The following is a 22421-nucleotide window of genomic DNA, read 5'->3' as shown; positions in this document are numbered from 1 at the left end:
TACCGGCGCCGGCGCCGCGGCAGCCACCGCGGGGGCCGGCGCCTCCACGGTGCGCACCTGCATCGCCGCCACCACCAAGTCGGAGCGCTTGCCGGTGCCCGGACTGGCGGCGCCCTGCCATGCGGCGGCGTGCAACAGCAGCACGAGGGTCAAGGCGGTGAGCGGGGGCAGGATTCGCAAGGGTCGTGGGGGCTCGGTGGCGATGGTGGGCAGGTGGGGTCGGGCCAGGCACCGACAATACGGCAATCGGCATGCCCCCGGATGACAGACGGATAGTACGGACCCACGATGAAACTCGCCACTTACAAAGACGGATCTCGCGACGGCCAGCTGGTCGTCGTGTCGCGCGACCTCTGCACCGCCCACCACGCCACCGGCATCGCGACCCGGCTGCAGCAGGTGCTGGACGACTGGAACTTCCTGTCGCCGCAGCTCGAAGACCTGTACGTCACGCTGAACCACGGCAAGGCGCGCCACGCCTTTCCGTTCGATCCGAAGCTGTGCGCCGCGCCGCTGCCGCGCGCCTACCAGTGGGCCGACGGCTCGGCCTTCATCAACCACGTCGAGCTGGTGCGCAAGGCGCGCCATGCCGAGGTGCCCGAGAGCTTCTACACCGACCCGCTGATGTACCAGGGCGGCAGCGACGACTTCATCGGCGCCTGCGACGACATCGTCGTGCCGAGCGAGAAGATGGGCATCGACTTCGAGGCCGAGGTCGCGGTGGTCACCGGCGACGTGCCGATGGGCACCGCCCCCGAGCAGGCGCTGGAAGGCATCCGGCTGCTGATGCTGGCCAACGACGTGTCGCTGCGCCACCTGATCCCGCCCGAGCTGGCCAAGGGCTTCGGCTTCTTCCAGAGCAAGCCGGCCACCGCGTTCAGCCCGGTCGCGGTGACGCCCGACGAGCTGGGTGCCGCGTGGAAGGGCGGGCGCGTGCACCTGGCGCTGCAAAGCACCTGGAACGGCAAGAAGGTCGGCCTGTGCGATGCCGGCGATGAAATGACCTTCCACTTCGGCCAGCTGATCGCCCACATCTGCAAGACGCGCAACGTGCGCGCCGGCAGCATCGTCGGCAGCGGCACCGTCAGCAACAAGGACTGGTCGCGCGGCTACAGCTGCATCGCCGAGAAGCGAGCGATCGAGACCATCGAGGGTGGCGAGCCGAAGACGGAGTTCATGCAGTTCGGCGACACCATCCGCATCGAGATGAAGGGGCTGGACGGGCAGTCGCTGTTCGGCGCGATCGACCAGCAGGTGCGCCAGGGCGGCGGCGCGGCGGACTGACGCGGCCCGACGTGTCAGCTGCGATCAAGGCGCTCAAGGGGAGTCACGAGAAGCGCCCTTCAGGTACAGCAGCGCCGCCATCAGCCTAGTGGGCACTCCTGGCCTCCCCGTCGTCGATGCGAACTGCGGGCTCCATTCGTCAGCGAACGCCCGCCAGTTGATCAGACCCGGCAGCCGCACGAACTCGTGCCTCTGATCGATCAGGTTCACCTTGTCTGCGAGCTTCTAACTCACGACGCGAGCCGATGGCGGCCTCAAGCCTGAACTGCAACACCCGCGGCGGCCAAACCCTGATCCTAGCGGTCCAAAACTTGAGCCGCCTATTGAGCGCGCTTAGCTTCTCGCCAGTCCAAATATCGCCCCCTCAGCTCGATGAACCTTTCATAGCCCAAAGATTCATCGACGACGCGAGATTTCTTAAGGAGACCCTGCTCGATCAAGAATCCATTCCACGACAGCTTCGTTGGAAGCCTTTCGCCATGAGTGCAAATATTGCTGACATTGTCAACGATATAGAACATAGCTGAGATCTCTGCCAAGGATCCAAACATACCCGGTCTTGCACGCAGCGCTTGCTCAAACCATTCAATGAAGTTCGTGCACTCTTGCAGATTATTCATGCTATCTGTACCGAGAAATTGTCTTGAGCACCTCAATGCCAACGCTACTGGGCCCAAGATTGGATTCGCCCAACATAGTCAGGTACTGACTATAGAGCATACCCTGAGAACCGGTGTAAGAATCAAACACTCGATCCCCAATACGCACGGCTAAGTGCTGAACTGCCGTGTACTTTTCTCCAATGTAAATGAAAGCTGTTTGCGTTGTATTTATTTTCAGAAACTGCACCGTCAGATACTCGAAATACCAGCTTCGCGCGTCAGGCGCTGCGTTGCGGCGTGGCCGAATTGCGGCATCCGGGGCGCAACCTGCGGCAAACGGGTGCCGCATCACTCCGAGTCGATCGTCCTGGCCTCACACGAGAGCCGTTGCGCTCTCATGAGGCGCCAGAAGTTGGCCTGATCGGCACAGCACCGCGGGCCTCAGCCTCAATCCCACGGATCCAGGCACCTGGAATCCAACAGCTACTCCGCTTCGCGTATGAGGGAGAGAAATTCGCTGGCAAGAGCAGCATTCGGACCCGTGCTGGAAGAAATAGGCATCAATATAGGCATCAACTGACGAACTCGGCTCCTGAACGTCACCTCGAGATCTTGGTGCTGCGCAGTGCCGTCTCTTAGCTTCTCATAGCCGGATTGCGGGTGGAATGAGGCGAACAAGTCATCAAGAAAGCATATCGCTATTCGCTGAGGAGAGGGTTCATTTGCTTTAATTATTTCCTCCAGAAACGGCAATAGCTCCAACACTATTGGATAGTATGTCCCAGCATGGTTATTTCCAACTGCATTGATCAAGCATATATACGCATCCTCTTCAGAATTCAACAACTTCTCGATTGCTTTTGGAACACTCAATGGATCATTCCATTCGGGCTGATCATATAAGCGCCAATGAACACCTTTAACGCGATCGAGTACCGTCATCGAAATCTCCTCTATGCGCATTATTACCATACCAGAATTACCAGCCCCATGGCCCACCGGGCTCAGCCTTAATACCCCTAGGGAACTGGAATGGACTATATTTCGCTTGACAAGAATAGCAGACAGGAATTTCCGTCCACTCAACCAGTCCTGTTGATGGATTGCGACGCCACCCGAAGGCGGGGGTCATGAATACGTCTGCACCGCCTTGCAGAGCGACATCATTCTCCGCACAACCTATGCCTTTCTGCGATTTTCCCGTAAATATCTTTCCATTCTTAAAACCACCAACATAAGTTCCATACTTTCTCCCATACTCTGCACCCGCTGCATCACGAGCGAGTTCCGCCAGTCTTACGGCACGCAACGCTTCTAGACTTTTTAGACCAGCCCCAAGTAACCCATCGCTAATGGCAAATCCGGCGATTTCAAAAAAATACTTTATCACTGCCTCTTGATACTGCCGGAATTCACCCTCAATATTTGGAAATCCCATTGATCCACTTTGCAAGCCATCAGGATCAATATAGCTCAGTGGATTCCCATCCGCATATATGTAGGTTGATACGCTACCACCCGCGAAACCAATCGGATCCGACTTCGGATATCCGCCCCTCGACGGATCGTAGTGACGGAAGTAGTTGTAGAACAGCCCCGACTCCGCATCCGCATACTGCCCCGGGAACCTCAGGTTCTGCGTGAAGTCTCCCAGCCCCTGCGGGTTGGTCTCCGGCGCGGTGGTCCCGAAGGGCTCGGCCAGCCAGCGCCAGCGCACCTGGTTGTTGCGGTCGACCACGATGCGCGGCGCATCCAGGTGGTCGGTGTGGATGAAGTACACCAGCGGCGCTCCACTGGCGGGATTGGCCAGGGTCGGGTCCGGCGTGAACATCGCCACCGGCGTGTGCTCCAGCCACACGTACTCGCGGATCGCGTTGCCTGCCTGGTCATACTCCCCGAGCAACTGCCCGTCGAGGTCGTACACGAAGATCACCGTGCTCGATGGCCCCGCGCTCGTCACCTTGCGCACCCGCCGCCCATCAACGTCGTAGGTGTAGGTCGCCGTCCCCGCGGCGGTCGTGATCGTCTCCAACTGCCCGCGCAGGTTGTAGGTCGCGGTGTAGTTGCCGCTGTCGCTGGTCGTGCTCCCGGCGCTGTCATAGCCGAAGCTACGCGGTGGGTTGCTGATCGCCGTCAGCCGGTTGCTCGTCGCCTCGGTCGTGTAGGTGCTGGGCTCGCCGTTCAGGCTCACGCCGGTGCGGTTGCCGTTGGCGTCGTAGGCGATGCTCCAGGTCGAGTTCGCGGTGGCGATCAAGGTCAGCCGGCTGTTCGCGTCGTACAAGAACACCTGGTCCAGCGCGGTCTGCGGTGAGCCGTCGGTCGCGTTCAGGTGCGTGAAGCCGGTGATGCGCAGCGCCGCGTCGTAGCTGACGTCGCGGTAGTTCTCACCCAGCCGGTAGCGCACCAGCCGTCCGCCCTGGTCGGAGTAGCGCTCCTGCCGCTGCGCGATGTCGGGGACTGTTCCCGCCATCGCCCACTTCCAGCCGCGCCACGATCCGAAGGGCTCCCAGCGGATCTCGCTGAGCAGCGGCGTCGTCGGCCCCCCGGCGCTCTGCGCCAGGCTCAGCGCGCCGATGCGCCGCCCGCCATAGGCGATCCCCACCTGGCGCCCCGACGGGTACGTGATGCTCGTCAAGCGCCCCAGCGTGTAGCCGTATTGAACCGTGGTGGTCACCGTGGCGGGGTTCGCATTGGCGGAAGCATTGACCGTCTGCGTCGCCTGCGTCACCCGGCCCAGCGGGTCGTACTGCCAGCGCGCGCTGCCGTTGGAGTGATCCGTGCGGCCCAGCCGGTCCAGCCCGTTGCTGTACCCCGGGCCTGTCATGTCCCAGCCCCAGCTGAGCGTCTGGCTCGTCTGTCCACCTTGGCTGTAGACCGCCGTCGTCAACCGGTTCAGCGCGTCGTAGCTGTAGCTCTCCAGCACCCCGCGGCTGTCGCTGCGGGTCTTCAGGTTGCCCGCTTCGTCGAAGGTCCGTGTCGCCGTCCCGGTGTCCGGGCTGCTGAGCTGCGTCGTCTCGCCGAAGCCGTTGCGCGCGTACTGCGTGCTCAGGTTCCTCGGGTCGGTGACCTGCGTGAGCCGGTCGGCTCCGTCGTATTGCAGGCTCGTCCTGTATCCCGCCGGATCGGTGCTCTCCTTCACCCGCTCCAGCGCGTCGTAGACCAGCTGCGTCTGCAGGTTCAGCCCGTCCGGGGCCTGCGTCTGCCGCGTCGGGTTGCCCTCGGCGTCGTACTCGTAGCGCTCCACCGCCGCAGATGCCGTGGGCGGCGCGCTCGCCGCGCTGTCGTAGCGCTGGCAGCTCTTGCTCACCCCCGGCGCCGGGTCGCCGCCGAAGAACACATAGGTGCACGGCGTCAGCCCGACCACCTCGCGCTCGATCCAGCGCGTGTCCACGCCATAACGCACCCGCCACACCCGGGTCGCCGCGAAGCTCTGGCCTTCGGTGGCAAGGGTATTCCAGCCGGCCGGCGACGCGGACGCCGCATAGCGCTGGCAGCTCTTGACCACGCCCGGCGCCGGGTCTGCCCCGAAGAACGCGTTGCTGCACGAACCCTCCCCGTTCACCTCGCGCTCGATCCAGCGCGTGTCCGCCCCGTAGCGCACCCGCCAGGCCTGGGACGTCTCCTGCGGAGCCTGGAACCCCTGGCCTTCGCTGGTCAGCGCGATCCAGGTGCCGGGACTGGTGCCCTGCCAGGCTCCGTACAGCGAACCTTCTCCCGGGCGCGTCTGCTGCTGCAGCCGCCCCAGCGCGTCCAGCACCCGCGCCACCCTTGCGGCCAGCGCGCCCTGCGGGTCGCGCACCGTCTGGCCCGTGCTCTGCCCCGCGTTGTCCAGCGTGTCCTCGATGCGGTTGCCGTCGCTGTCGGTGCTCGCCGTCCTGCGGTGCGCCGCGTCGTACTCGAAGCCCACCCAGCTGCCGTTGTGCTGCGTCACCCGCGTCAGCTGCCCCACCGGGTCGTAGCCATAGGTCGTCGTCTCGCCGCCCACCGTGCGGGTGATCAACCGCTGCCGCGCGTCGTAGCCGTTCACCGTCACGATCCCGTTCGGGTCCGCGCTCTGCAGCACCTGGCCGTAGCGGTTGTACTTGTCGAAGCGGGTCACCTTGCCCTTGGCGTCGGTGATCGACTGCAAGTCTCCGTGGGTGTGGTCCCCGTTGGTGTCGGCGTAGTAACTGAAGCTGAACGAGTCGTCCAGGTCCGCGCGCGTGCCGCGCACCGTCAGCACCTGGCCGTCCTGGTTGTAGGTCCAGCGCGTCACCCGCACCGGGCTGCCGGGCTGTGCGCTGGCGCTGAAGCCCAGGTGGCCGTCCGTGTCCGTCGTGCTCTGCGCGAGCTGCTTGCACAGCACCACGATCGGCTTGCCGTCGGGCAGGGTGGCGGATGCTGGCGCACAGGCCGCGATGGCATTGCCCGCGGACGGGTCGGGCTGGCCGTTGTAGACGTTCGTCGTGATCCGGCCCGGCTCCGCGACCTTGCTGCGCAGGCTCCACTGCGGGTGCCACTCGGTCGTGGTCTTGCGGGCACCGGCGGGCAGTACGGCCGTGATCGCCGTCGCGCTGCTGCAGGCCGCCTGCGTGCCCAGGCCCTCGACGCGCGCGGTCTCCAGGTTGCGGGCTTCATCGTTCTGGAAGCAGCTGCGGATTCCGTTGAAGTCGTCGCGGCTGGTCAGGTTGCCCTTGTCGTCGTAGGTCTGCGCGCTGGTGGCGGTGCTACTGCCCGAGCCCGCCGGCTGTTCGCGGCTTTGCAGCGCGTTGTGCCCGTTCACGCGGATGGCGCTCCAGCGCTGCGTCGCGCCGTTGGGCTGCGTCACCACCACGTCCTGCGGCGCCGTCCAGCGCCACGTGCGCTGCGACACCGCACGGCCCGGGGTCGATACCGCCTGCATCCCCGGCGGCGTGCCGTAGCTCGTCGCGTACCGGCCCACGCCCCCGGCGTGCTCGCTGCTGATCGCCAGGCCCGTGCTGTCGTAGCCGAAGCTCGCGTACTGCACCCCCGCCTCGTCGACGATGCCCGTCAGCGCCGACACCAGGTTCGCCGCCTGGTACAGGAAGCGCCTGGACGTGCCGTCGGGCCAAGTCAGCTGGTCCAGCGTCGTGTAGCCGCCGTACTCCAGCGTGCTCACCGCGCCCGCCGGGTCGGTGAAGCGCGACGGCAGGCCCAGCCCGTACTTCCTCGGGTCGGCGTTGTACTCGATGCCCAGCGTGCGCCCGTGGCCGTCGCTCGCCCCCACCGGCTTGTCCTGCGTCGCGCCGCTGCCGTAGCTCAGCGTCAGCCGCCGCCCGTCGATCCATGCGATCTGGCTCAGCCGGCCGGCTCCGTCGTAGATCTCCTGCGCGTTGGCGCGCACGTCGTCCAGGCGCAGGCCGCCTGCGGCGTCCGTCTGCAAGCGGTTGGCGCTGCCGCTGGCGGATGCGTAGGGGCCGCTGCCCTGGCGCTTGAAGATGTCCACCGTGCCGTCGCCGCGCGTCACGTGCGCGATGACCTCGCCGTCCTCGGCCCCCGCGGCCGTGGACAGATGCCGCCACAGCGTGCCGTGCCAGCCCGGGCGCCCGAACTGCGGGGCCAGGATCTGCGCCCCCGCCCCGTCGTTCGCTTCCGCCGGGGTCCTGGGGACCAGGTCGCTGCTGTCGTAGGTCAGCGCCAGCGGCAATCCGGCCAGTTGAACGCCCAGCCCCACCGTCTCGCGCTTGACCCCGCGCAGCGGCGAGATCGGGTTCGCCACCAGCGGATCGCTCTTGCAGTTGCACGGCGGCGTGTTCGCCTGCGACACCACGCTCACCGGCACGCACTGCTTGCCGTCCTCGCCGCCGGGGCCGAAGCCGGCATCGCAGCCGCACTCCAGCCCGCCCTTGCTCACCGAGTGCTCCGGGCACAGCCCGAACCAGCCCACCGGCACGCTCATGTAGTTCTCGCCCTGCGTACCGCCCTTGGCGTGGTTCACGCCCGTGGTCGTCTGGGTGATGTCGGTCAGCGCCGCCGGCGCCTGGTAGAGCTCGCACGTCTCGGCATGGCCCAGCGCCAGCGACAGTCGGCAGTTCGCGTTGACCACCTCCAGCGGCGTGTCGAAGCAGCCTTCCGGCCATTGCTTGCTCGGTCGGGCATAGGGCTTGATGGCTGTGCCCCACACCCCCGAGTTCCAGCAGTTCGACTCCAGGAAGATGCTGCCCTCCGCATGCGCGCTCGTCGGCACCGACAGCGTGCCCGCCAGCACCGCGGTCACGAACGCCAGCGCGAACACCAGCCGCTTCGCCATGCGCGACAGCGCCGCAATGGCGCCCATCCATCTCGTTCTCATCGTCTTGTCCCTGATCCCAATGAACCCGGCGCATTGAATCCAAGGACAAATCGCCTGGCAAGCGGTATGCAACGCTGCGTCAGAATGGCACAACAGGGGTATGAATGGCATATTGGCGCCCTGCGCAAGTACGCATGGCTCCCGCACAACACACGATGAACATCCGATCGCTCTGGGATTTCGACGACCCGGCGACGTCGGAAGCCGTGTTCCGCCGCCTGCTGGCCGAAGCGCAGGGCGACGACGCGCTGTCGCTGCGCACGCAGATCGCTCGCACGCACAGCCTGCGGCGTCAGTTCGCGCAGGCACATGCCGAGCTCGACGCGCTGCTGCCGGCGCTGGACGGCGCCGGGCCCGAGCCGCGCGTGCGCCACCTGCTCGAGCGCGGCCGCACGCTGCGCTCGGCCGGCGAGCGGCAGCAGGCGCGGCCCCTGTTCGCGCAGGCAGTCGAGCTGGCGCGCGCCGCGCGGCTGGACGAGCTGGCGGTGGACGCGATGCACATGGTCGCGCTGGTCGAGCCCGATACCGCCGACCAGCTGGCCTGGAACGACCGCGCGCTGGCCCTCGCCTTGGCCTCGGACGAGCCGAACGCCCGCGCCTGGGAGGGGTCGCTCGCCAACAACATCGGCATGAGCCTGCACGGCGCCGGCCGCTTCGACGAAGCGCTGGCGAGCTTCCGGCAGGCCCTGGCGGCGCGCGAACGCGACGGCAAGCCGGTGCAACTGCGGATCGCGCACTGGATGGTGGCGTGGACGCTGCGCGCCTTGCGGCGCCACGAAGCGGCGCTGGCGATTCAACTGCGGCTGGAGCGCGAGTGGGCCGAGGCCGGCGCGGTGGACGGCTGGGTGTTCGCCGAGCTGGGCGAGAACCTCTTGGCACTCGGACGCGAGGCCGAGGCCGGTTCGTGGTTCGGGCGTGCGATCGACGCGCTGGGGGACGACCTGCCGGATGCCGACACGCTGGCGCGGTGGCGCCGCCTGATCCCGGATGGTCATCCGGGCTGCGAGCGCTTGTAGCCCGGATGACAATCCGGGATTCAGTGGTCGTAGACCGCGTCGAACGACCGGAAGCCCTTGACCTCGATCGGGTTGCCCGACGGATCGCGGAAGAACATCGTCCACTGCTCGCCCGGCTCGTTCTCGAAGCGCACGCTCGGCGGCAGCACGAACTCGGTGCCGGCGGCCTGCAGCCGCGCGGCCAGCGCCTGCCAGTCGGGCAGCTCCAGCACCACGCCCAGGTGCGGCATCGGCACGAGGTGCGCACCGACGCGGCCGGTGTCCGTCGTCGCGAACGGCTCGCCCAGGTGCAGCGAGACCTGGTGCCCGAAGAAATCGAAATCGACCCAGGTGTCGGTGCTGCGGCCCTCGCGGCAGCCGAGCACGCCGCCGTAGAAGCGGCGCGCGGCGTCGAGGTCGCGCACATGGAAGGCGAGATGAAACAGGCTGCGCATGGTGCGGGCGATTGTGGCGCAGCTTGGCTACAGTCGCAGCCATGACGCCCTTCGCCTCCTTCCTGCGTGCCCTGCGCCGGCCGCTCGCCGTGCTGTCCATGGCCCTGCTCGCGACCAGCGCGTCGGCGCAGGAGGCCGACCCGGCCTGCTCGCGCCAGGCCGCGGCCCAGGCGGCGCGCGCCTTGTCGGCCCAGGCGGACCCCGGCGGCGCGCGCGACCGCGGCTTCCTGTGGCGCATCAGCAAGGGCGGCCACGACTCGTGGCTGTACGGCACCATGCACGTCGCGCGGCCCGACTGGGTGATCCCCGGCCCGGCGGTGAGCGCGGCGGTGCGCGAGAGCCGGCGCGTCGCGCTCGAACTCGACATCACCGACGCCGACATCGCGCAGCGCCTGGGGGCCGCGCAGGGCCCGGCCGGCGACGAGACGCTGCCTCCGCCGCTGGCCGCCCGGCTGCAGGCGCAGGCGCGCAGCGCCTGCATCCCCGACACGCTGCGCCAGGCGCTGAGCCCGGTGATGCTGGCGCTGAACCTGGCCGTCACCGCCGGCCGCGCCGACGGGCTGGACCCGGCCTACGGCATCGACGCCTTCCTCGCGCTGCTCGGCCACCAGCTGGGCAAGACGGTCAGCTCGCTCGAGACGCCCGAGATGCAGATCGACATGCTGACCGGCGGCACGGCCGAACAGCGGGTCGAGATGATCGACAAGACGCTGGCCGAGCTGGAGACCGGCCGCACGCGCCGCATGCTCAAGCGCATCGCCGACGTCTGGTCGGGCAGCCGGCTCGACGAGCTCGAGCGCTACGCCAGCTGGTGCCAGTGCATGGAGTCCGAGGACGACCGGCGCGACATGCGCCGCATGCTGGACGAGCGCAACCCGGCGATGGCGGCACAGATCGCGGCGTGGCACGACGGCGGCGAAACGGTGTTCGCCGCCGTCGGCAGCCTGCACATGATCGGGCCGCAGGGCCTCCCGGCCCTGCTGAAGAAGCGCGGCTACCGCGTGGAGCGCATCGTCTTCAAGCGCTGATCAGTTGAGGAGCAGCGTGTACTTGCCGTTCGTGGCGCCGGTGCCGCCGCTGTAGTACAGCACGCGCACGTAGTACGTCACCGCGCTCGCGCTGCTGTTGCTCACCGAGGCCGAGTCGACCTGCCCGGTGCCTTTCTCGCTCTGCGCGAGCTGCGTGCCGCTGGCGTTGTAGATGTACAGGTCGTAGTCGGAGCTGGTGTTCGGCGTCAGCGTCGCGGCCAGCGAACTGCCGCTGGCCACCGTCACCTTGAAGTAGTCGGTGTCGGAGCTGCTGGCGACGGTGCCGGAGACCAGCGAGTTCTTGTTCACCGCCTGCGCCGTCGCGAGCGTGTTGTTCGACTCGGTGTCCGTCACCGGCGTCGGCGGCGTCGTCGTGCCGCCCCCCGCTGCATCGACCGCCGCGTTGGCATCCACCAGGCCTGCGCCGCATTGCGAGCAGGTGGCCGGGAACGCCCGCGACGACGACTTCAGCAGCGTCTCCACCTGGTCCGGCGTCAGCGACGGGTTCTTCGCGAGCATCAGCGCCACCACGCCCACCACGTGCGGCGTCGCCATCGACGTGCCCTGGTAGTAGGCGAAGCTGTCGGAGCCCGGCGTCGTCGAGCCCGAGTTCAGCGTCGACAGGATGCCGTTCGCCGAGCTCGAGCGCACGTCGCCGCCCGGGGCCGCGACGTCCACGATGGCGCCGTAGTTCGAGTAGTACGCGCGCCCGCCGCTGCGGTTCGTGGCCGCCACGGTGATGACGCCGCTGCAACTCGCCGGCGAGAAGCCGGAGGCGTTGGCATTGCTGTTGCCGGCCGCCACCACCACCACCGTCCCGCGGCTGCGGGCCGAGGTGATGGCGTTCTGCGAGGTGGTGTCGCACGCGCCGCTGCCGCCGAGCGACATGTTGATCACGCGCGCCGGGTTGGCATTGGCCGGCACGCCGCTCACCGTGCCGCCCGAGGCCCAGATGATGGCCGCCGCGATGTCCGAGGTGTAGCCGCCGCACTTGCCCAGCACGCGCGCCGGCACGACCTTGGCGTTGAACGCCACGCCCGCCACGCCGCTGCCGTTGTTGGTGACCGCCGCGATGGTGCCGGCCACGTGCGTGCCGTGCCAGCTGCTCGATTCGGCCGCGCTGCCGCTGCCGCATTCGCCGGCGGTGATCCAGTCGCCCGGATCCTTCGCATCGCTGTCGCGCCCGCCGCCGTCGTTGGCGGTGGCCGTGTCGGCAATGAAGTCGTAGCCGGGCAGGATGTTCGCCGCCAGGTCGGCGTGCGGCCGGTAGCCGGTGTCGATCACCGACACGACGACGCCGGTGCCGGTGGACTTCTCCCACGCGTCCGGCAACCGCAGGCCCGCCGTGGCCTCGAAGTACTGCCATTGCTGGCCGTACTGCGTGTCGTTGGGCGTGAACAGCGCATGCAGGATACGGTCGGGCTCGGCGTACTCGACGTTCGGGTCGGAGGCCGCGATGTCACGCGCGATCTGGGCGACGTCGGCCTGCGCCAGGCGACGGTCCAGCTTCATCACGTGGGTGTCGAGCGCGCCCACGCGCAGCAACTGCATCTGCACGCCGGCGCGCAGCGCGACATCCTGGGCGCTGCGGTGCAGCACGGCACGCTCGGTGGTGGAGGCCGTGGATGCGGCGCCGGCTGCGCCGCTGCGGTACTTGATGATCAGCCGGTCGGTGGGGGTCGGTACGTCGGCCTGGGGTACTGCGGTGATGCTCTGGGCCGCTGCTGCCGCCGACAGGACGCCGGCATGGGCCGAGAGCGCGGTGGCGCCCGTCAGGACCAGCAGGGCTGACAACACCCTGCGCAGAGAGATTCGATGCATGGATCGCTTTGTCATGTTTCATCCCTTGTGAGGTTGGAAGCAAAAGCGCCGACAGTCCGCGGCGCGCACGCAGGGTCGGGCAGAAGCCGGGGCGCGTCAACGCAGATAGGCAACAACCTGCAAGAGTTTTCAGGTCGGGCTTCCTAGGGCTTGCGCGCGGGCGCCCGGCCGTGCAAGGCGTGCACAATCGGTGTCGGGAAAGCAGCAGACACCACCACAAGGAGACACCATGGCCGAGGCCCCGAACTTCACCAAGCTGGTGCCCGGGTTCGACTTCCTGCAAGGCCTGGTGAAGAACGCCGGGGCCGCGCTGCCCAGCATCGGCCAGTGGGTCGCGCCGACGCTGAACCCCGAGGAGCTCGAGAAGCGCATCGAGGAGCTGCGCACCGTGCAGTTCTGGCTCGAGCAGAACGCCCGCATGCTGGGCGCGACCATCCAGGCGCTCGAGGTGCAGCGCATGACGCTGTCGACGCTGAAGACGATGAACGTGCAGATGGAAGACCTGCGCGAATCGCTGACGCTGAAGCCGGCGGCCGCGCCCAGCGTTGCGGCGGCCCCGCCCGCACCGGCGAAGAAGGCCGCACGCAAATCCGCCGAACCCGCGCCGGCCGTCGACCCGATGCAGTGGTGGGGTGCGCTGACCAAGCAGTTCAGCGAGCTGGCCGCCACCGCGATGAAGGACAGCGCGTCGGATGCGGCGCGCAACCTGGCCGGCGCGATGGTCAAGCAATCGGTGGACGCTGCCGGCCAGACGCTGAAGAAGGCCGCGACGCTGCCCGGCCAGGTGGCCTTGAAGACCGCGAAGGCGGCGGCCGGCGCCGCCGCCAAGGCCAGCGCGCGCAAGCGCGCCGCGCCGCGCGGCTGACCGGGACGGCCTGCGGATGAAGCTCTTCGCCCACGCCCACGCGACGCACCCGGACTGGCGCATGGCGCTGGCTCTGTCGGCGGCGCAGATCGAAGCGCAGCGCGCCGACCCCGGCGGCGCGCACATCACGCAGCCGACGCTGGGTTGGGTCTACCTGAGCGACCATTACGCGCCGCATGCGAACGAGCTGCTGGACGAACTGCGCCGGCGCTGGCCGGGCGTCGCCTGGGTCGGCGCGGTCGGCGTCGGCATCGCGGCCAATGGCGTCGAGTACTTCGACGAACCGGCGCTGGCGCTGATGCTGTCCGAGCTGCCGCGCGAGCAGTTCCGCGTCTTCTCCGGTGCCGCGCCGCTGCACGGCAGCGCCGGCTTCGCGGCCAGCACGGCGCTGGTGCATGCCGACCCCGGCGCGACCGACCTGGCCGAGCTGATCGCCGAGATGAGCGACCGCACCGCCACCGGCTACCTGTTCGGCGGGCTGGCCTCGGCGCGCACGCAGGCGCTGCACATCGCCGATGGCGTGTTCGACGGCGGGCTGTCGGGCGTCGCCTTCAGCCGCGACGTGGCGCTGGTGTCGCGCGTGACCCAGGGTTGCCAGCCGGTCGGCCCGGCGCGCCTGATCACGCAGGGCGAGCGCAACATCGTGACCCAGCTCGACGGCGAGGCGGCGCTCGACTGCCTGCTGCGCGACCTGAAGGTCGACCCGGGCGAGCCGCGCGATGCGCTGCCCCAGCTGCGCCAGACCCTGGTCGGGCTGAGCGACAGCCGCGACGACCTGATGGCGCGGCCGGGCCAGTTCGGCACCGACACGCGGGTGCGCCACCTGGTCGGCATCGACCCGCAGCAGCGCGGCGTCGCGGTCAGCGACAGCGTCGAGCCCGGCATGCACCTGGCCTTCTGCCGCCGCAGCACCGAGGCAGCGCGGCGCGACCTGGTGCGCATCTGCAGCGAGATCCGCGAAGAGCTGGAGCCCGAGGCGATGCCGCGCGAGACCGCGCTGGCGCTGCAGCAGGGCCCCGACGGCCACGGCGCGCCGCATGCCGCGCGGCGCATGGCCGGCGCGCTCTACGTCAGCTGCGCCGGGCGCGGCGGGCCGCACTTCGGGGCGCCGTCGGCCGAGCTGGCGATCGTGCGGCGCGCGCTCGGCGACGTGCCGCTGGTCGGCTTCTTCGCGGCCGGCGAGATCGCGCGCCACCACCTGTACGGCTACACCGGCGTGCTGACGGTGTTCACCACGCCCGCCTGAGACATCGTGGGGCCGGGGCACGCGCTACAGTCGTGGGCTCTTGAACCCGCTGCCGCCGGAACCCTGCCGCCGTGAATGCCCCCGAGAGAATCGAAGCGCCGAACGACCACCCATCGGCCAAACCATCGGCCGGCCCGTCGGCCGACGAGCGCGCGCAGCGCCGCGCCCAGGTCGTGGCCGAACTCGCGCCGCTGCTGCCGGCGCATGCGCTGCTGTCGCGCAGCGAAGACACCGTCCCCTACGAATGCGACGGGCTGACGGCCTACCGCCAGCAGCCGCTGGTGGTGGTGCTGCCCGAGACCGAGGACCAGGTCGCGGCCGTGCTGCGCGCCTGCGACCGGCTCGGCGTGCCGGTGGTGGCGCGCGGCGCCGGCACGGGCCTGAGCGGCGGCGCGCTGCCGCTGGCACTGGGCGTGACGTTGAGCCTGGCCAAGTTCAACCGCATCCTGAAGGTCGACGTGCTGGCGCGCACGGCCGTCGTGCAGTGCGGCGTGCGCAACCTCGCGATCAGCGAGGCGGCCGCTCCCTTCGGCCTGTACTACGCGCCCGACCCGAGCAGCCAGATCGCCTGCAGCATCGGCGGCAACGTGGCCGAGAACTCCGGCGGCGTGCACTGCCTGAAGTACGGCCTGACGGTGCACAACGTGCTGCGCGTGCGCGGCTTCACCGGGCAGGGCGAGCCGGTCGAGTTCGGCTCGGAGGCGCTGGATGCGGCGGGCCTGGACCTGATGTCGGTACTGATCGGCAGCGAGGGCATGCTGGCCGTCGTCACCGAGGTGACGGTGAAGCTGGTGCCCAAGCCGCTGCAGGCGCGCTGCATCATGGCCAGCTTCGACGACATCCGCAAGGCCGGCGATGCGGTGGCCAACGTGATCGCCGCCGGCATCATCCCGGCCGGGCTGGAGATGATGGACAAGCCGATGACCGCGGCGGTCGAGGATTTCGTGCAGGCCGGCTACGACCTGAACGCGCAGGCCATCCTGCTGTGCGAGAGCGACGGCACGCCGGAAGAGGTGGCCGAGGAGATCGGCCGCATGCTGGACGTGCTGGCCGGCAGCGGCGCGACGCGCATGGAGGTCAGCAAGGACGAGGCGCAGCGGCTCAAGTTCTGGAGCGGGCGCAAGAACGCGTTCCCGGCCAGCGGGCGCATCAGCCCCGACTACATGTGCATGGATTCGACCATCCCGCGCAAGCGGCTGGCCGACATCCTGCTCGCGATCGGCGAGATGGAGAAGAAATACGGCCTGCGCTGTGCCAACGTGTTCCATGCCGGCGACGGCAACCTGCACCCGCTGATCCTGTTCGATGCCAACGACCCCGACCAGCTGCACCGCTGCGAGCTGTTCGGCGCCGACATCCTGGAGACCAGCGTCGCGATGGGCGGTTCGGTGACCGGCGAGCACGGCGTGGGCGTCGAGAAGCTGTCGTCGATGTGCGTGCAGTTCTCGGATGCGGAGCGGCAACAGATGCTGGCGGTGAAGCACGCCTTCGATCCGGCCGGGTTGCTGAACCCGGGCAAGGTGATCCCGACGCTCGTGCGCTGCGCCGAGTACGGGCGCATGCACGTCAAGCGCGGCCTGCTGCCGTTCGCGGACATCCCACGCTTCTGACCTCGATGACCCACGATCCCGCGTTGCAAATCCTGATCGACCAGGTCGAAGCCGCCCGCGCCGCCGGCGCCCAGTTGCGCATCCGCGGCGGCGGCACCAAGGACTTCTACGGCGAGCCGCCGCAAGGCGAGCTGCTCGACACCACGGTGCTCGAGGGCATCTCCAGCTACGAGCCGACCGAGCTCGTCGTCACCGCGCGCTGCGGCACCGCGCTCGCCACGCTCGAGGCCGCGCTGGCCGAGAAGAACCAGTACCTGCCGTTCGAGCCGCCGCACTTCGGCCCCGGCACCACCGTCGGCGGCATGGTGGCGGCCGGGCTGTCGGGCCCGGCCCGCGTGTCGGTGGGCGCGGTGCGCGACTACGTGCTCGGTGCGACGCTGCTGAACGGCCGCGCCGAGGTGCTGAGCTTCGGCGGCCAGGTGATGAAGAACGTCGCCGGCTACGACGTGTCGCGCCTGCTGGCCGGCTCGCTCGGCACGCTGGGCGTGATCCTCGAGGTGTCGCTGAAGGTGCTGCCGCTGGCGCCGGCCACCGCCACCGTGCGCTTCGAGCTGGCGCAGATCAGCGCGATGCAGAAGATCAACGAATGGAGCAGCCTGCCGCTGCCGATCAACGCCAGCGCCTGGTGGGACGGCATGCTGGTGGTGCGGCTGCGCGGCGCGCTCGCGGCGGTGCAGTCGGCGCTGCAGGCCTTGGGCGGCGAGGTCATCGAGCCGACGCAGGCGATCGCGTTCTGGCGCGGGCTGCGCAACCACGACGACGAATATTTCGAGAAGGCCAAGCAGGCCGTCGCGCACGGCGGCGCGCTGTGGCGGCTGTCGGTGCCCAGCACCGCGCCGCCGCTTCCGGTGTCGGGCGAGCAGCTGATCGAATGGGGCGGCGCGCAGCGCTGGCTGTGCAGCGCGGCGCCGGCCGAGCCGATCCGCGATGCCGCGGCGCGTGTCGGCGGCCATGCGACGCTCTTCATGGCCCAGGACAAGTCCGCCGGCGCCTTCGCGCCGCTGCACGCCCCGCTGGACCGCATCCACCGCGAGCTGAAGAAGTCCTTCGACCCGCAGGGCGTGTTCAACCCCGGCCGCCTCTACCCGGATCTCTGATCGATGCAAACCAGGCTGTCCTCCGAGTTCAAGGGCACGCGCGACGGCGACGCCGCCGAGGCGATCCTGCGCAAGTGCGTGCACTGCGGCTTCTGCACCGCCACCTGCCCGACCTACCAGCTGCTGGGGGACGAGCTCGACGGCCCGCGCGGCCGCATCTACCTGATGAAGCAGGTGCTCGAAGGCGAGCCCGTCACGCGCAGCACGCAGCAGCACCTGGACCGCTGCCTGACCTGCCGCAACTGCGAGACCACCTGCCCGTCGGGCGTGCAGTACGGCGCGCTGGTCGAGATCGGCCGCAAGCTGGTCGACGAGCGTGTCGAGCGCCCGCGCGGCGAGCGTGCCGTGCGCTGGCTGCTGAAGGAAGGCCTGACCTCGCCGCTGTTCGCGCCGGCGCTGAAAGTTGGCCAGGCGGTGCGCCCGCTGCTGCCGGCCGCGCTGCGCCACAAGGTGCCGCCGCGCGCCGCCGCGTCGGCACACCGCTGGCCGACGCGCCAGCACCCGCGCAAGGTGCTGCTGCTGATGGGCTGCGTGCAACCGGCGCTGGCACCCAACATCAACAGCGCGACGGCGCGCGTGCTCGATGCCGCCGGCATCCAGACGCTGGTGGCCGACGAGGCCGGCTGCTGCGGCGCGATCCGCAGCCACCTGGGCGACGTCGACGGCGGGCTGGACGACATGCGGCGCAACATCGACGCCTGGTGGCCGCTGGTGATGTCCGACCAGGTCGAGGCGATCGTGATGAACGCGTCCGGCTGCGGCGTGACGGTGAAGGACTACGGCCATGCGTTGGCGCACGACCCGGCCTATGCCGAGAAGGCGCAGCGCATCGCTGGGCTGACGCGCGACCTCGGCGAGCTGCTGCCCGACCTGGTGCCGCGCCTGAAGCCGCGCCTGCGCAAGCTGCCGATCAAGTCGCTCGCCTTCCACCCGCCGTGCACGCTGCAGCACGGCCAGCAGTTGCGCGGCGGCATCGAGACGCACCTGGCGACGCTCGGCTTCGAGGTGCGCGTGGCGGCCAGCGAAAGCCACCTGTGCTGCGGCTCGGCCGGAACCTACTCGGTGCTGCAGCCGCAGCTCGCGTACCAGCTGCGCGACCGCAAGCTCGGTCACCTGGACGCGCTGCAGCCGCAGGCCATCGTGTCGGCCAATGTCGGCTGCATCCAGCACCTGCAGAGCGGCACCGTGATCCCGGTGCGGCACTGGGTCGAGGTGCTGGACGAAGCGCTGGCCCCCTGACCTGACCCGCCAGCGGTCTTGTCTGACAACGATCGCGGCCAAGTCCGACAGACCTGGCGCGAGCCAGCGCCCACACTGTTCTCACGGGCGGCGCAACCCGCGTCGCGAGACCAGGAGTTCAGCATGAACGAGGACCAGATCAAGGGACGTGCCAAGGACGTCAAGGGAAAGATCAAGGAAGCCACCGGCAAGGTGGTCGACAGTGATCGCCTGCGCGGCGAAGGCGTGGCCGACCAGGTGGCCGGCAAGTCGCAGGCTGCGTACGGCGACGCGAAACAGAAGACCAAGGACGCCGCCAAGGACGTCCTGAAACGCGTGGACGACTGACCGCTTCAGTCTCCCTGGGCCCGGCCGTGCAGTACGTGGCCGGGCCGTTTTGCTTCCCATCCGACCGCCACCATGAACATCGAAACCCTGCAAGCTGCCGAGCGCGTGAGCGCCTGGTACCGCGACCGCATGCGCCAGCGGCACGCACCGTCCCCGGACGACCTGGATGAATCGACCCCTCAGGGGTGCAGTTCGGACGACAGCGCCGGCGGCACCGACGGCTTGCTGCGCAGCGCCCACATCACGCCGGCGATCAGCAGCACGATACCCGCCAGCGTCTCGGCCTGAGGCCAGCTGCGCCGCAGCGCGAACGCATAGGCCAGCGCCGACAGCGTCTCGAAGACGATCAACTGGCCCGCCAGGGCCGTCGGCAGGCGCTGGCTGGCCTCGTTCCAGCACAGCGTGCCCAGCCATGACGCGAACAGGCCGATCGCGAACATGAGCCCGATGAAGTCCGTCGGGCGCGGGCCGAAGGGCATCTCGAACGCTGCACCGCTGGCCTGCATCCAGATCCACGTGCCCGCATAGCCGAGCAGCGCCAGCGGCAGGGTCGCGAGACCCTGTGCCGTGGCCCAGCTGCGCGGGCTGCGATCGGGGTGGGCGCGCAGCCAGTCGGCATTGCGCAGCGGGTACCAGGTCCAGCAGGCCACTGCGCCGACCGCCAGCGCCGCGCCCAGCGCGTAGCGCGCCAGGTCGGCATCCGGATCGGCGCGCAGCTGCGCGATCTCGACGTGGTTGACCAGCGCGATGCCGGCCGCGATCAGCAGCAGCGACGGCAGCAGCCGGCCCCAGGCCAGCGGCTCGCCGCGCACGCCGCCGCCGCGCAGGTTGGAGCACACCGCGATCACGACCGGCAGCGTGCCGATGATCATGGTCGGCAGCGGCCCGCCGGCCCGCTGGATCGCGCTGGCGAGGAACAGGTAGTAGATGACGTTGCCGATGGCCGCGAGCTTCAGCGCCTCGGTCCAGTCGGCGCGCGTCAGCTGCGCGAGGCGCGCGCGGTCGAGCCAGCCGAGCGGCAGCGCGATCAGCCCGAAGGCCAGGTAGCGGCCGAAGGACTGCAGCGCGGCCGGGTAGTCCGCCAGCATCAGCGGACCGACGAACACCAGCCCCCACATCAGGCCGGCGGCGAGGGCGAACAGGGTTCCGGTCAACAGGCCAGGGTTCATGCCGCGAGTGTCGCCGCCGCCTGCGCCGCGGTCTTGTACCGGCTTGCTGCGGCGGCCTTCGTGACACGGCCATGAAAGCCCCGTGACCGCACCGGGGGTGTCGGGCCGCGCCAACGCCTTGCAACAGATTGCAGGGCTGTCATACGCGCATCCGACAAGCCTTGTTGCAATGGCGCCCTCCCATCCCTGTCCCTGGAAGTTTCCACATGAAGAAGCACACCCCCGCCCTCGCCCTGTTCACGCTGCTCGCCGCCGCGGCCGGCAGCGCCTCGGCGCAGTCCTCCGTCACCGTGTTCGGCGTCGTCGACGTCAATGGCCGCTATGTGAAGAACGGCGACACCAACGTCAAGCAACTCGGCACCGACGGCCTGAACAGCAGCCGCCTGGGCTTCCGCGGCGTCGAAGACCTGGGCGACGGCCTGAAGGCCGGCTTCTGGCTCGAAGCCGCGCTGAACCCGGACGACGGCACGATCAACAGCAGCGGCAAGTTCTGGCACCGCCGCTCGACGGTCAGCCTCGAAGGCAACTTCGGCGAGATCCGCCTCGGCCGCGACTACACCCCGAGCTACACCGGCATCTCCGACTTCGACGCCTTCGGCGACAACGGCGTCGGCAAGTTCTCGAACCTGCAGTCGAAGCTGACGGGCACCGTCAACACCAACACCCGTGCCGACAACGAGATCAACTACTTCCTGCCGAAGAACCTGGGCGGCGCGTACGGCCAGGTGACGGTGGCGGCCGGCGAGGGCACGCTGGGCAACAAGTACGTCGGCGGTCGCATCGGCTATGCCGCCGGCCCGCTGAACGTGTCGGGCTCGTACGGCACGACCGACGCGAATGCCACCGAGGACAAGTACAAGGTCGGCTCGCTGGGCGTCTCGTACGACCTGGGCGTGGTCAAGCTGCTGGGTTCGGTGTCGCAGATCAAGTTCCTCGACCGCAAGGAGAACCTGCTGCTGGTGGGCGCGAGCGCGCCGCTGGGCAACGGCCTGGTGCGCGCCTCGGTGGGCCGCGCCAACCTGTCGGGCGGCACGACCGCGACGCAGACGGCCGATGCCGACGACGCGACGCTGGTCGCCGTGGGCTACGTGTACAACCTGTCGAAGCGCACGGCGCTGTACACGACGGCTTCGCGCATCAACAACAAGGGCGCGCAGAAGTTCGCCGTCGGCACCACGCCGGCGATCGCCGCCGGCCAGAAGTCGACCGGCTTCGAAGCCGGCCTGCGCCACTCGTTCTGATCGTCAGCGCACCTGCTGCTGGTACCTCGCCGGCGTGACACCGTACATGCCGGCGAAGCGCCGCGTCAGGTGGGCCTGATCGACCAGCCCGTTGTCGGCGGCGACCTGGGCCGGCGCAATGCCGGCCGCGAGTTGCCGCTTGGCGCGCAACAGCCGCAGCGCCATCAGCATCTGGTGCGGTGTCGCGTGGTGACGCGCCTTGAAGCGGCGCTGGAAGTGGAACGGGCTCAGGCCCGCCGCCTGTGCCAGGTCGGCCAGCGACAGCGGGTCGGCCAGCCGGTCGTGCATCAACTCGATCGCGCGTTGCAGCGCGGCATCGCTGCCGGCCGGCCTGGCATTGTCCGTGGCCGGCAGGCGTCGCGCATGCGGCTGCACCGCCTGCAGCAGCTCGAGCAGCGCCCCGTCGAAAGCCAGCGCCGAATCGGCTGACCACAGCGCCTGCAGTGCCACGCCGGTGCGCCGCGCGCTCTCGGCATGCTGCAGCACCGGTTCGGCGAACGACCAGCCGGCTTCGCCGCTCACCTGGCCGAGCAGGTCGGCATCGATGTAGGCCATGCGGTAGCGCCAGCCGTGCTCGGTCTCGGCGCGGCCGGTGTGCAGCACGTCGGGGTTCATCAGCACCAGCGACTGCGGCGGCGCCAGGTGGTCGCTGCCGCGGTAGCGGAAGCGCTCGACGCCGGCATCGATCACGCCCAGCCCATAGGCCTCGTGCGTGTGAGGCTCGAAGGCATAGCGCACGATGTGCGCGCGGTACAGCTCGATGCCGCCGCGGTGCGCGGGCTGCTTGAACTGCGCACGGTCGCTTGCGTGCTCGAAACGGTCGGGGACGGCTTCCACCGCGCGATCATGGCATGCGATGCTCGCGGCTGGACGCCACGATGAGTTCCCTGCCCATCCTTCCGCCCCACCCGGCCGACAGCCTGCGCGTGTCGGCCCAGGAGCGCGCGACGCTGGCGCAGTTCGTCACGCTGTCGCTGGTGCTGCACGTGCTGGCGGTGATGTGGATCGGCACGCAGACCGGGCGGCCGAACGGCGGCGCGGCGCAGCGGGCCGAGGTGTGGGGGCCGTTGCGGGTGACGCTGGCACCGCCGCCGCCGCCGCCGCGTGCGCCGGCACCGCCGAGGCCGGCGGCCGTTCCGACGCCGGTGCC

The 22421-nt window shown here is 69.1% G+C and carries 18 protein-coding genes and 1 pseudogene; 11 read left to right on the top strand and 8 right to left on the bottom strand.

The genetic code is table 11. The annotated features are described in order from the left end of the window. Positions 1 to 288 precede the first annotated feature (288 nt). Positions 289 to 1284: a fumarylacetoacetate hydrolase family protein gene (locus tag AC1DYN_RS25810; protein WP_477964423.1), complete on the top strand. Its 996-nt coding sequence runs from the start codon at positions 289 to 291 to the stop codon at positions 1282 to 1284. A 33-nt stretch (positions 1285 to 1317) separates the two neighbouring features. Here AC1DYN_RS25810 and AC1DYN_RS25805 read toward each other — a convergent pair whose 3' ends face one another. The 4 genes from AC1DYN_RS25805 to AC1DYN_RS25790 form a co-directional block, all read right to left on the bottom strand. Next, positions 1318 to 1494, bottom strand: a complete 177-nt coding sequence (locus AC1DYN_RS25805; protein WP_477964421.1) for a transposase — start codon at positions 1492 to 1494, stop codon at positions 1318 to 1320. 110 nt (positions 1495 to 1604) lie between these two features. Then, positions 1605 to 1904, bottom strand: a complete 300-nt coding sequence (locus tag AC1DYN_RS25800) for a hypothetical protein (protein WP_477964419.1) — start codon at positions 1902 to 1904, stop codon at positions 1605 to 1607. Positions 1905 to 2369: 465 nt separating this feature from the next. Beyond that, positions 2370 to 2828 carry a hypothetical protein gene (locus AC1DYN_RS25795; RefSeq protein ID WP_477964417.1) on the bottom strand — a complete coding sequence of 153 codons (459 nt, stop codon included), beginning with the start codon at positions 2826 to 2828 and terminating at the stop codon, positions 2370 to 2372. Positions 2829 to 2865: 37 nt separating this feature from the next. Beyond that, the gene (locus tag AC1DYN_RS25790) at positions 2866 to 8178 is read right to left on the bottom strand and encodes an RHS repeat domain-containing protein (protein ID WP_477964415.1); all 5313 of its coding nucleotides are present in this window, start codon (positions 8176 to 8178) and stop codon (positions 2866 to 2868) included. Positions 8179 to 8333: 155 nt separating this feature from the next. Between AC1DYN_RS25790 and AC1DYN_RS25785 the strand changes: the two genes are divergently transcribed. Beyond that, positions 8334 to 9194 carry a tetratricopeptide repeat protein gene (locus AC1DYN_RS25785; protein ID WP_477964413.1) on the top strand — a complete coding sequence of 287 codons (861 nt, stop codon included), beginning with the start codon at positions 8334 to 8336 and terminating at the stop codon, positions 9192 to 9194. Between the two features lie 20 nt (positions 9195 to 9214). On the opposite strand, the gene AC1DYN_RS25780 is transcribed toward AC1DYN_RS25785, so the two are convergent. Beyond that, positions 9215 to 9628 carry a VOC family protein gene (locus AC1DYN_RS25780; RefSeq protein WP_477964411.1) on the bottom strand — a complete coding sequence of 138 codons (414 nt, stop codon included), beginning with the start codon at positions 9626 to 9628 and terminating at the stop codon, positions 9215 to 9217. Between the two features lie 41 nt (positions 9629 to 9669). Here AC1DYN_RS25780 and AC1DYN_RS25775 point away from each other — a divergent pair, with 41 nt between their 5' ends. Next, on the top strand, positions 9670 to 10656 hold the full coding sequence (locus AC1DYN_RS25775; protein WP_477964409.1) for a TraB/GumN family protein: 987 nt from the start codon (positions 9670 to 9672) through the stop codon (positions 10654 to 10656). On the opposite strand, the gene AC1DYN_RS25770 is transcribed toward AC1DYN_RS25775, so the two are convergent. Further along, on the bottom strand, positions 10657 to 12477 hold the full coding sequence (locus AC1DYN_RS25770; RefSeq protein WP_477964407.1) for a S8 family peptidase: 1821 nt from the start codon (positions 12475 to 12477) through the stop codon (positions 10657 to 10659). A 229-nt stretch (positions 12478 to 12706) separates the two neighbouring features. Here AC1DYN_RS25770 and AC1DYN_RS25765 point away from each other — a divergent pair, with 229 nt between their 5' ends. The 6 genes from AC1DYN_RS25765 (at position 12707) to AC1DYN_RS25740 (ending at position 18861) form a co-directional block, all read left to right on the top strand. Further along, a complete protein-coding gene (locus AC1DYN_RS25765; protein WP_477964405.1) occupies positions 12707 to 13342 on the top strand; it encodes a PhaM family polyhydroxyalkanoate granule multifunctional regulatory protein in 636 nt (211 codons plus the stop codon). A 16-nt stretch (positions 13343 to 13358) separates the two neighbouring features. Continuing rightward, positions 13359 to 14588 (top strand): FIST signal transduction protein, encoded by a 1230-nt coding sequence (locus tag AC1DYN_RS25760; RefSeq protein ID WP_477964403.1) that lies wholly within the window; start codon positions 13359 to 13361, stop codon positions 14586 to 14588. Between the two features lie 89 nt (positions 14589 to 14677). Further along, positions 14678 to 16198, top strand: coding sequence for an FAD-linked oxidase C-terminal domain-containing protein (locus AC1DYN_RS25755; RefSeq protein ID WP_477964427.1), 1521 nt, complete (start codon positions 14678 to 14680; stop codon positions 16196 to 16198). A 5-nt stretch (positions 16199 to 16203) separates the two neighbouring features. Then, positions 16204 to 17295 carry a glycolate oxidase subunit GlcE gene (glcE, locus tag AC1DYN_RS25750; RefSeq protein WP_477964401.1) on the top strand — a complete coding sequence of 364 codons (1092 nt, stop codon included), beginning with the start codon at positions 16204 to 16206 and terminating at the stop codon, positions 17293 to 17295. A 3-nt stretch (positions 17296 to 17298) separates the two neighbouring features. Next, on the top strand, positions 17299 to 18534 hold the full coding sequence (gene glcF, locus AC1DYN_RS25745) for a glycolate oxidase subunit GlcF (RefSeq protein WP_477964399.1): 1236 nt from the start codon (positions 17299 to 17301) through the stop codon (positions 18532 to 18534). Between the two features lie 123 nt (positions 18535 to 18657). Next, positions 18658 to 18861, top strand: coding sequence for a CsbD family protein (locus AC1DYN_RS25740; RefSeq protein ID WP_477964397.1), 204 nt, complete (start codon positions 18658 to 18660; stop codon positions 18859 to 18861). 179 nt (positions 18862 to 19040) lie between these two features. Here the strand turns inward: AC1DYN_RS25740 and AC1DYN_RS25735 are convergent, their stop codons facing one another. After that, positions 19041 to 20018 (bottom strand): DMT family transporter, encoded by a 978-nt coding sequence (locus AC1DYN_RS25735; RefSeq protein ID WP_477964425.1) that lies wholly within the window; start codon positions 20016 to 20018, stop codon positions 19041 to 19043. A gap of 218 nt (positions 20019 to 20236) precedes the next feature. On the opposite strand from AC1DYN_RS25735, the gene AC1DYN_RS25730 reads away from it, so the two are divergent. Continuing rightward, positions 20237 to 21271: a porin gene (locus AC1DYN_RS25730; RefSeq protein ID WP_477964395.1), complete on the top strand. Its 1035-nt coding sequence runs from the start codon at positions 20237 to 20239 to the stop codon at positions 21269 to 21271. Positions 21272 to 21274: 3 nt separating this feature from the next. Here the strand turns inward: AC1DYN_RS25730 and AC1DYN_RS25725 are convergent, their stop codons facing one another. Then, on the bottom strand, positions 21275 to 22108 hold the full coding sequence (locus AC1DYN_RS25725) for an AraC family ligand binding domain-containing protein (RefSeq protein WP_477964393.1): 834 nt from the start codon (positions 22106 to 22108) through the stop codon (positions 21275 to 21277). Between the two features lie 41 nt (positions 22109 to 22149). Between AC1DYN_RS25725 and AC1DYN_RS25720 the strand changes: the two are divergent. Beyond that, positions 22150 to 22421: pseudogene (locus AC1DYN_RS25720) on the top strand (hypothetical protein); the annotation flags it as partial.

Source organism: Rhizobacter sp. P2_D12, from assembly GCF_056404395.1.
This window is presented reverse-complemented; position numbering and strand designations above follow the sequence as displayed.

Excerpts from the sequence above, each read along its gene's own strand:
- AC1DYN_RS25810 (WP_477964423.1), top strand. The coding sequence starts at position 289 with ATGAAACTCGCCACTTACAAAGACGGATCTCGCGACGGCCAGCTGGTC.
- AC1DYN_RS25765 (WP_477964405.1), top strand. The coding sequence starts at position 12,707 with ATGGCCGAGGCCCCGAACTTCACCAAGCTGGTGCCCGGGTTCGACTTC.
- AC1DYN_RS25740 (WP_477964397.1), top strand. The coding sequence starts at position 18,658 with ATGAACGAGGACCAGATCAAGGGACGTGCCAAGGACGTCAAGGGAAAG.
- AC1DYN_RS25775 (WP_477964409.1), top strand. The coding sequence starts at position 9,670 with ATGACGCCCTTCGCCTCCTTCCTGCGTGCCCTGCGCCGGCCGCTCGCC.
- glcE (WP_477964401.1), top strand. The coding sequence starts at position 16,204 with ATGACCCACGATCCCGCGTTGCAAATCCTGATCGACCAGGTCGAAGCC.
- AC1DYN_RS25780 (WP_477964411.1), bottom strand. The coding sequence starts at position 9,628 with ATGCGCAGCCTGTTTCATCTCGCCTTCCATGTGCGCGACCTCGACGCC.
- AC1DYN_RS25795 (WP_477964417.1), bottom strand. The coding sequence starts at position 2,828 with ATGACGGTACTCGATCGCGTTAAAGGTGTTCATTGGCGCTTATATGAT.
- AC1DYN_RS25785 (WP_477964413.1), top strand. The coding sequence starts at position 8,334 with ATGAACATCCGATCGCTCTGGGATTTCGACGACCCGGCGACGTCGGAA.
- AC1DYN_RS25800 (WP_477964419.1), bottom strand. The coding sequence starts at position 1,904 with ATGAATAATCTGCAAGAGTGCACGAACTTCATTGAATGGTTTGAGCAA.
- glcF (WP_477964399.1), top strand. The coding sequence starts at position 17,299 with ATGCAAACCAGGCTGTCCTCCGAGTTCAAGGGCACGCGCGACGGCGAC.
- AC1DYN_RS25790 (WP_477964415.1), bottom strand. The coding sequence starts at position 8,178 with ATGAGAACGAGATGGATGGGCGCCATTGCGGCGCTGTCGCGCATGGCG.
- AC1DYN_RS25770 (WP_477964407.1), bottom strand. The coding sequence starts at position 12,477 with ATGCATCGAATCTCTCTGCGCAGGGTGTTGTCAGCCCTGCTGGTCCTG.
- AC1DYN_RS25760 (WP_477964403.1), top strand. The coding sequence starts at position 13,359 with ATGAAGCTCTTCGCCCACGCCCACGCGACGCACCCGGACTGGCGCATG.
- AC1DYN_RS25730 (WP_477964395.1), top strand. The coding sequence starts at position 20,237 with ATGAAGAAGCACACCCCCGCCCTCGCCCTGTTCACGCTGCTCGCCGCC.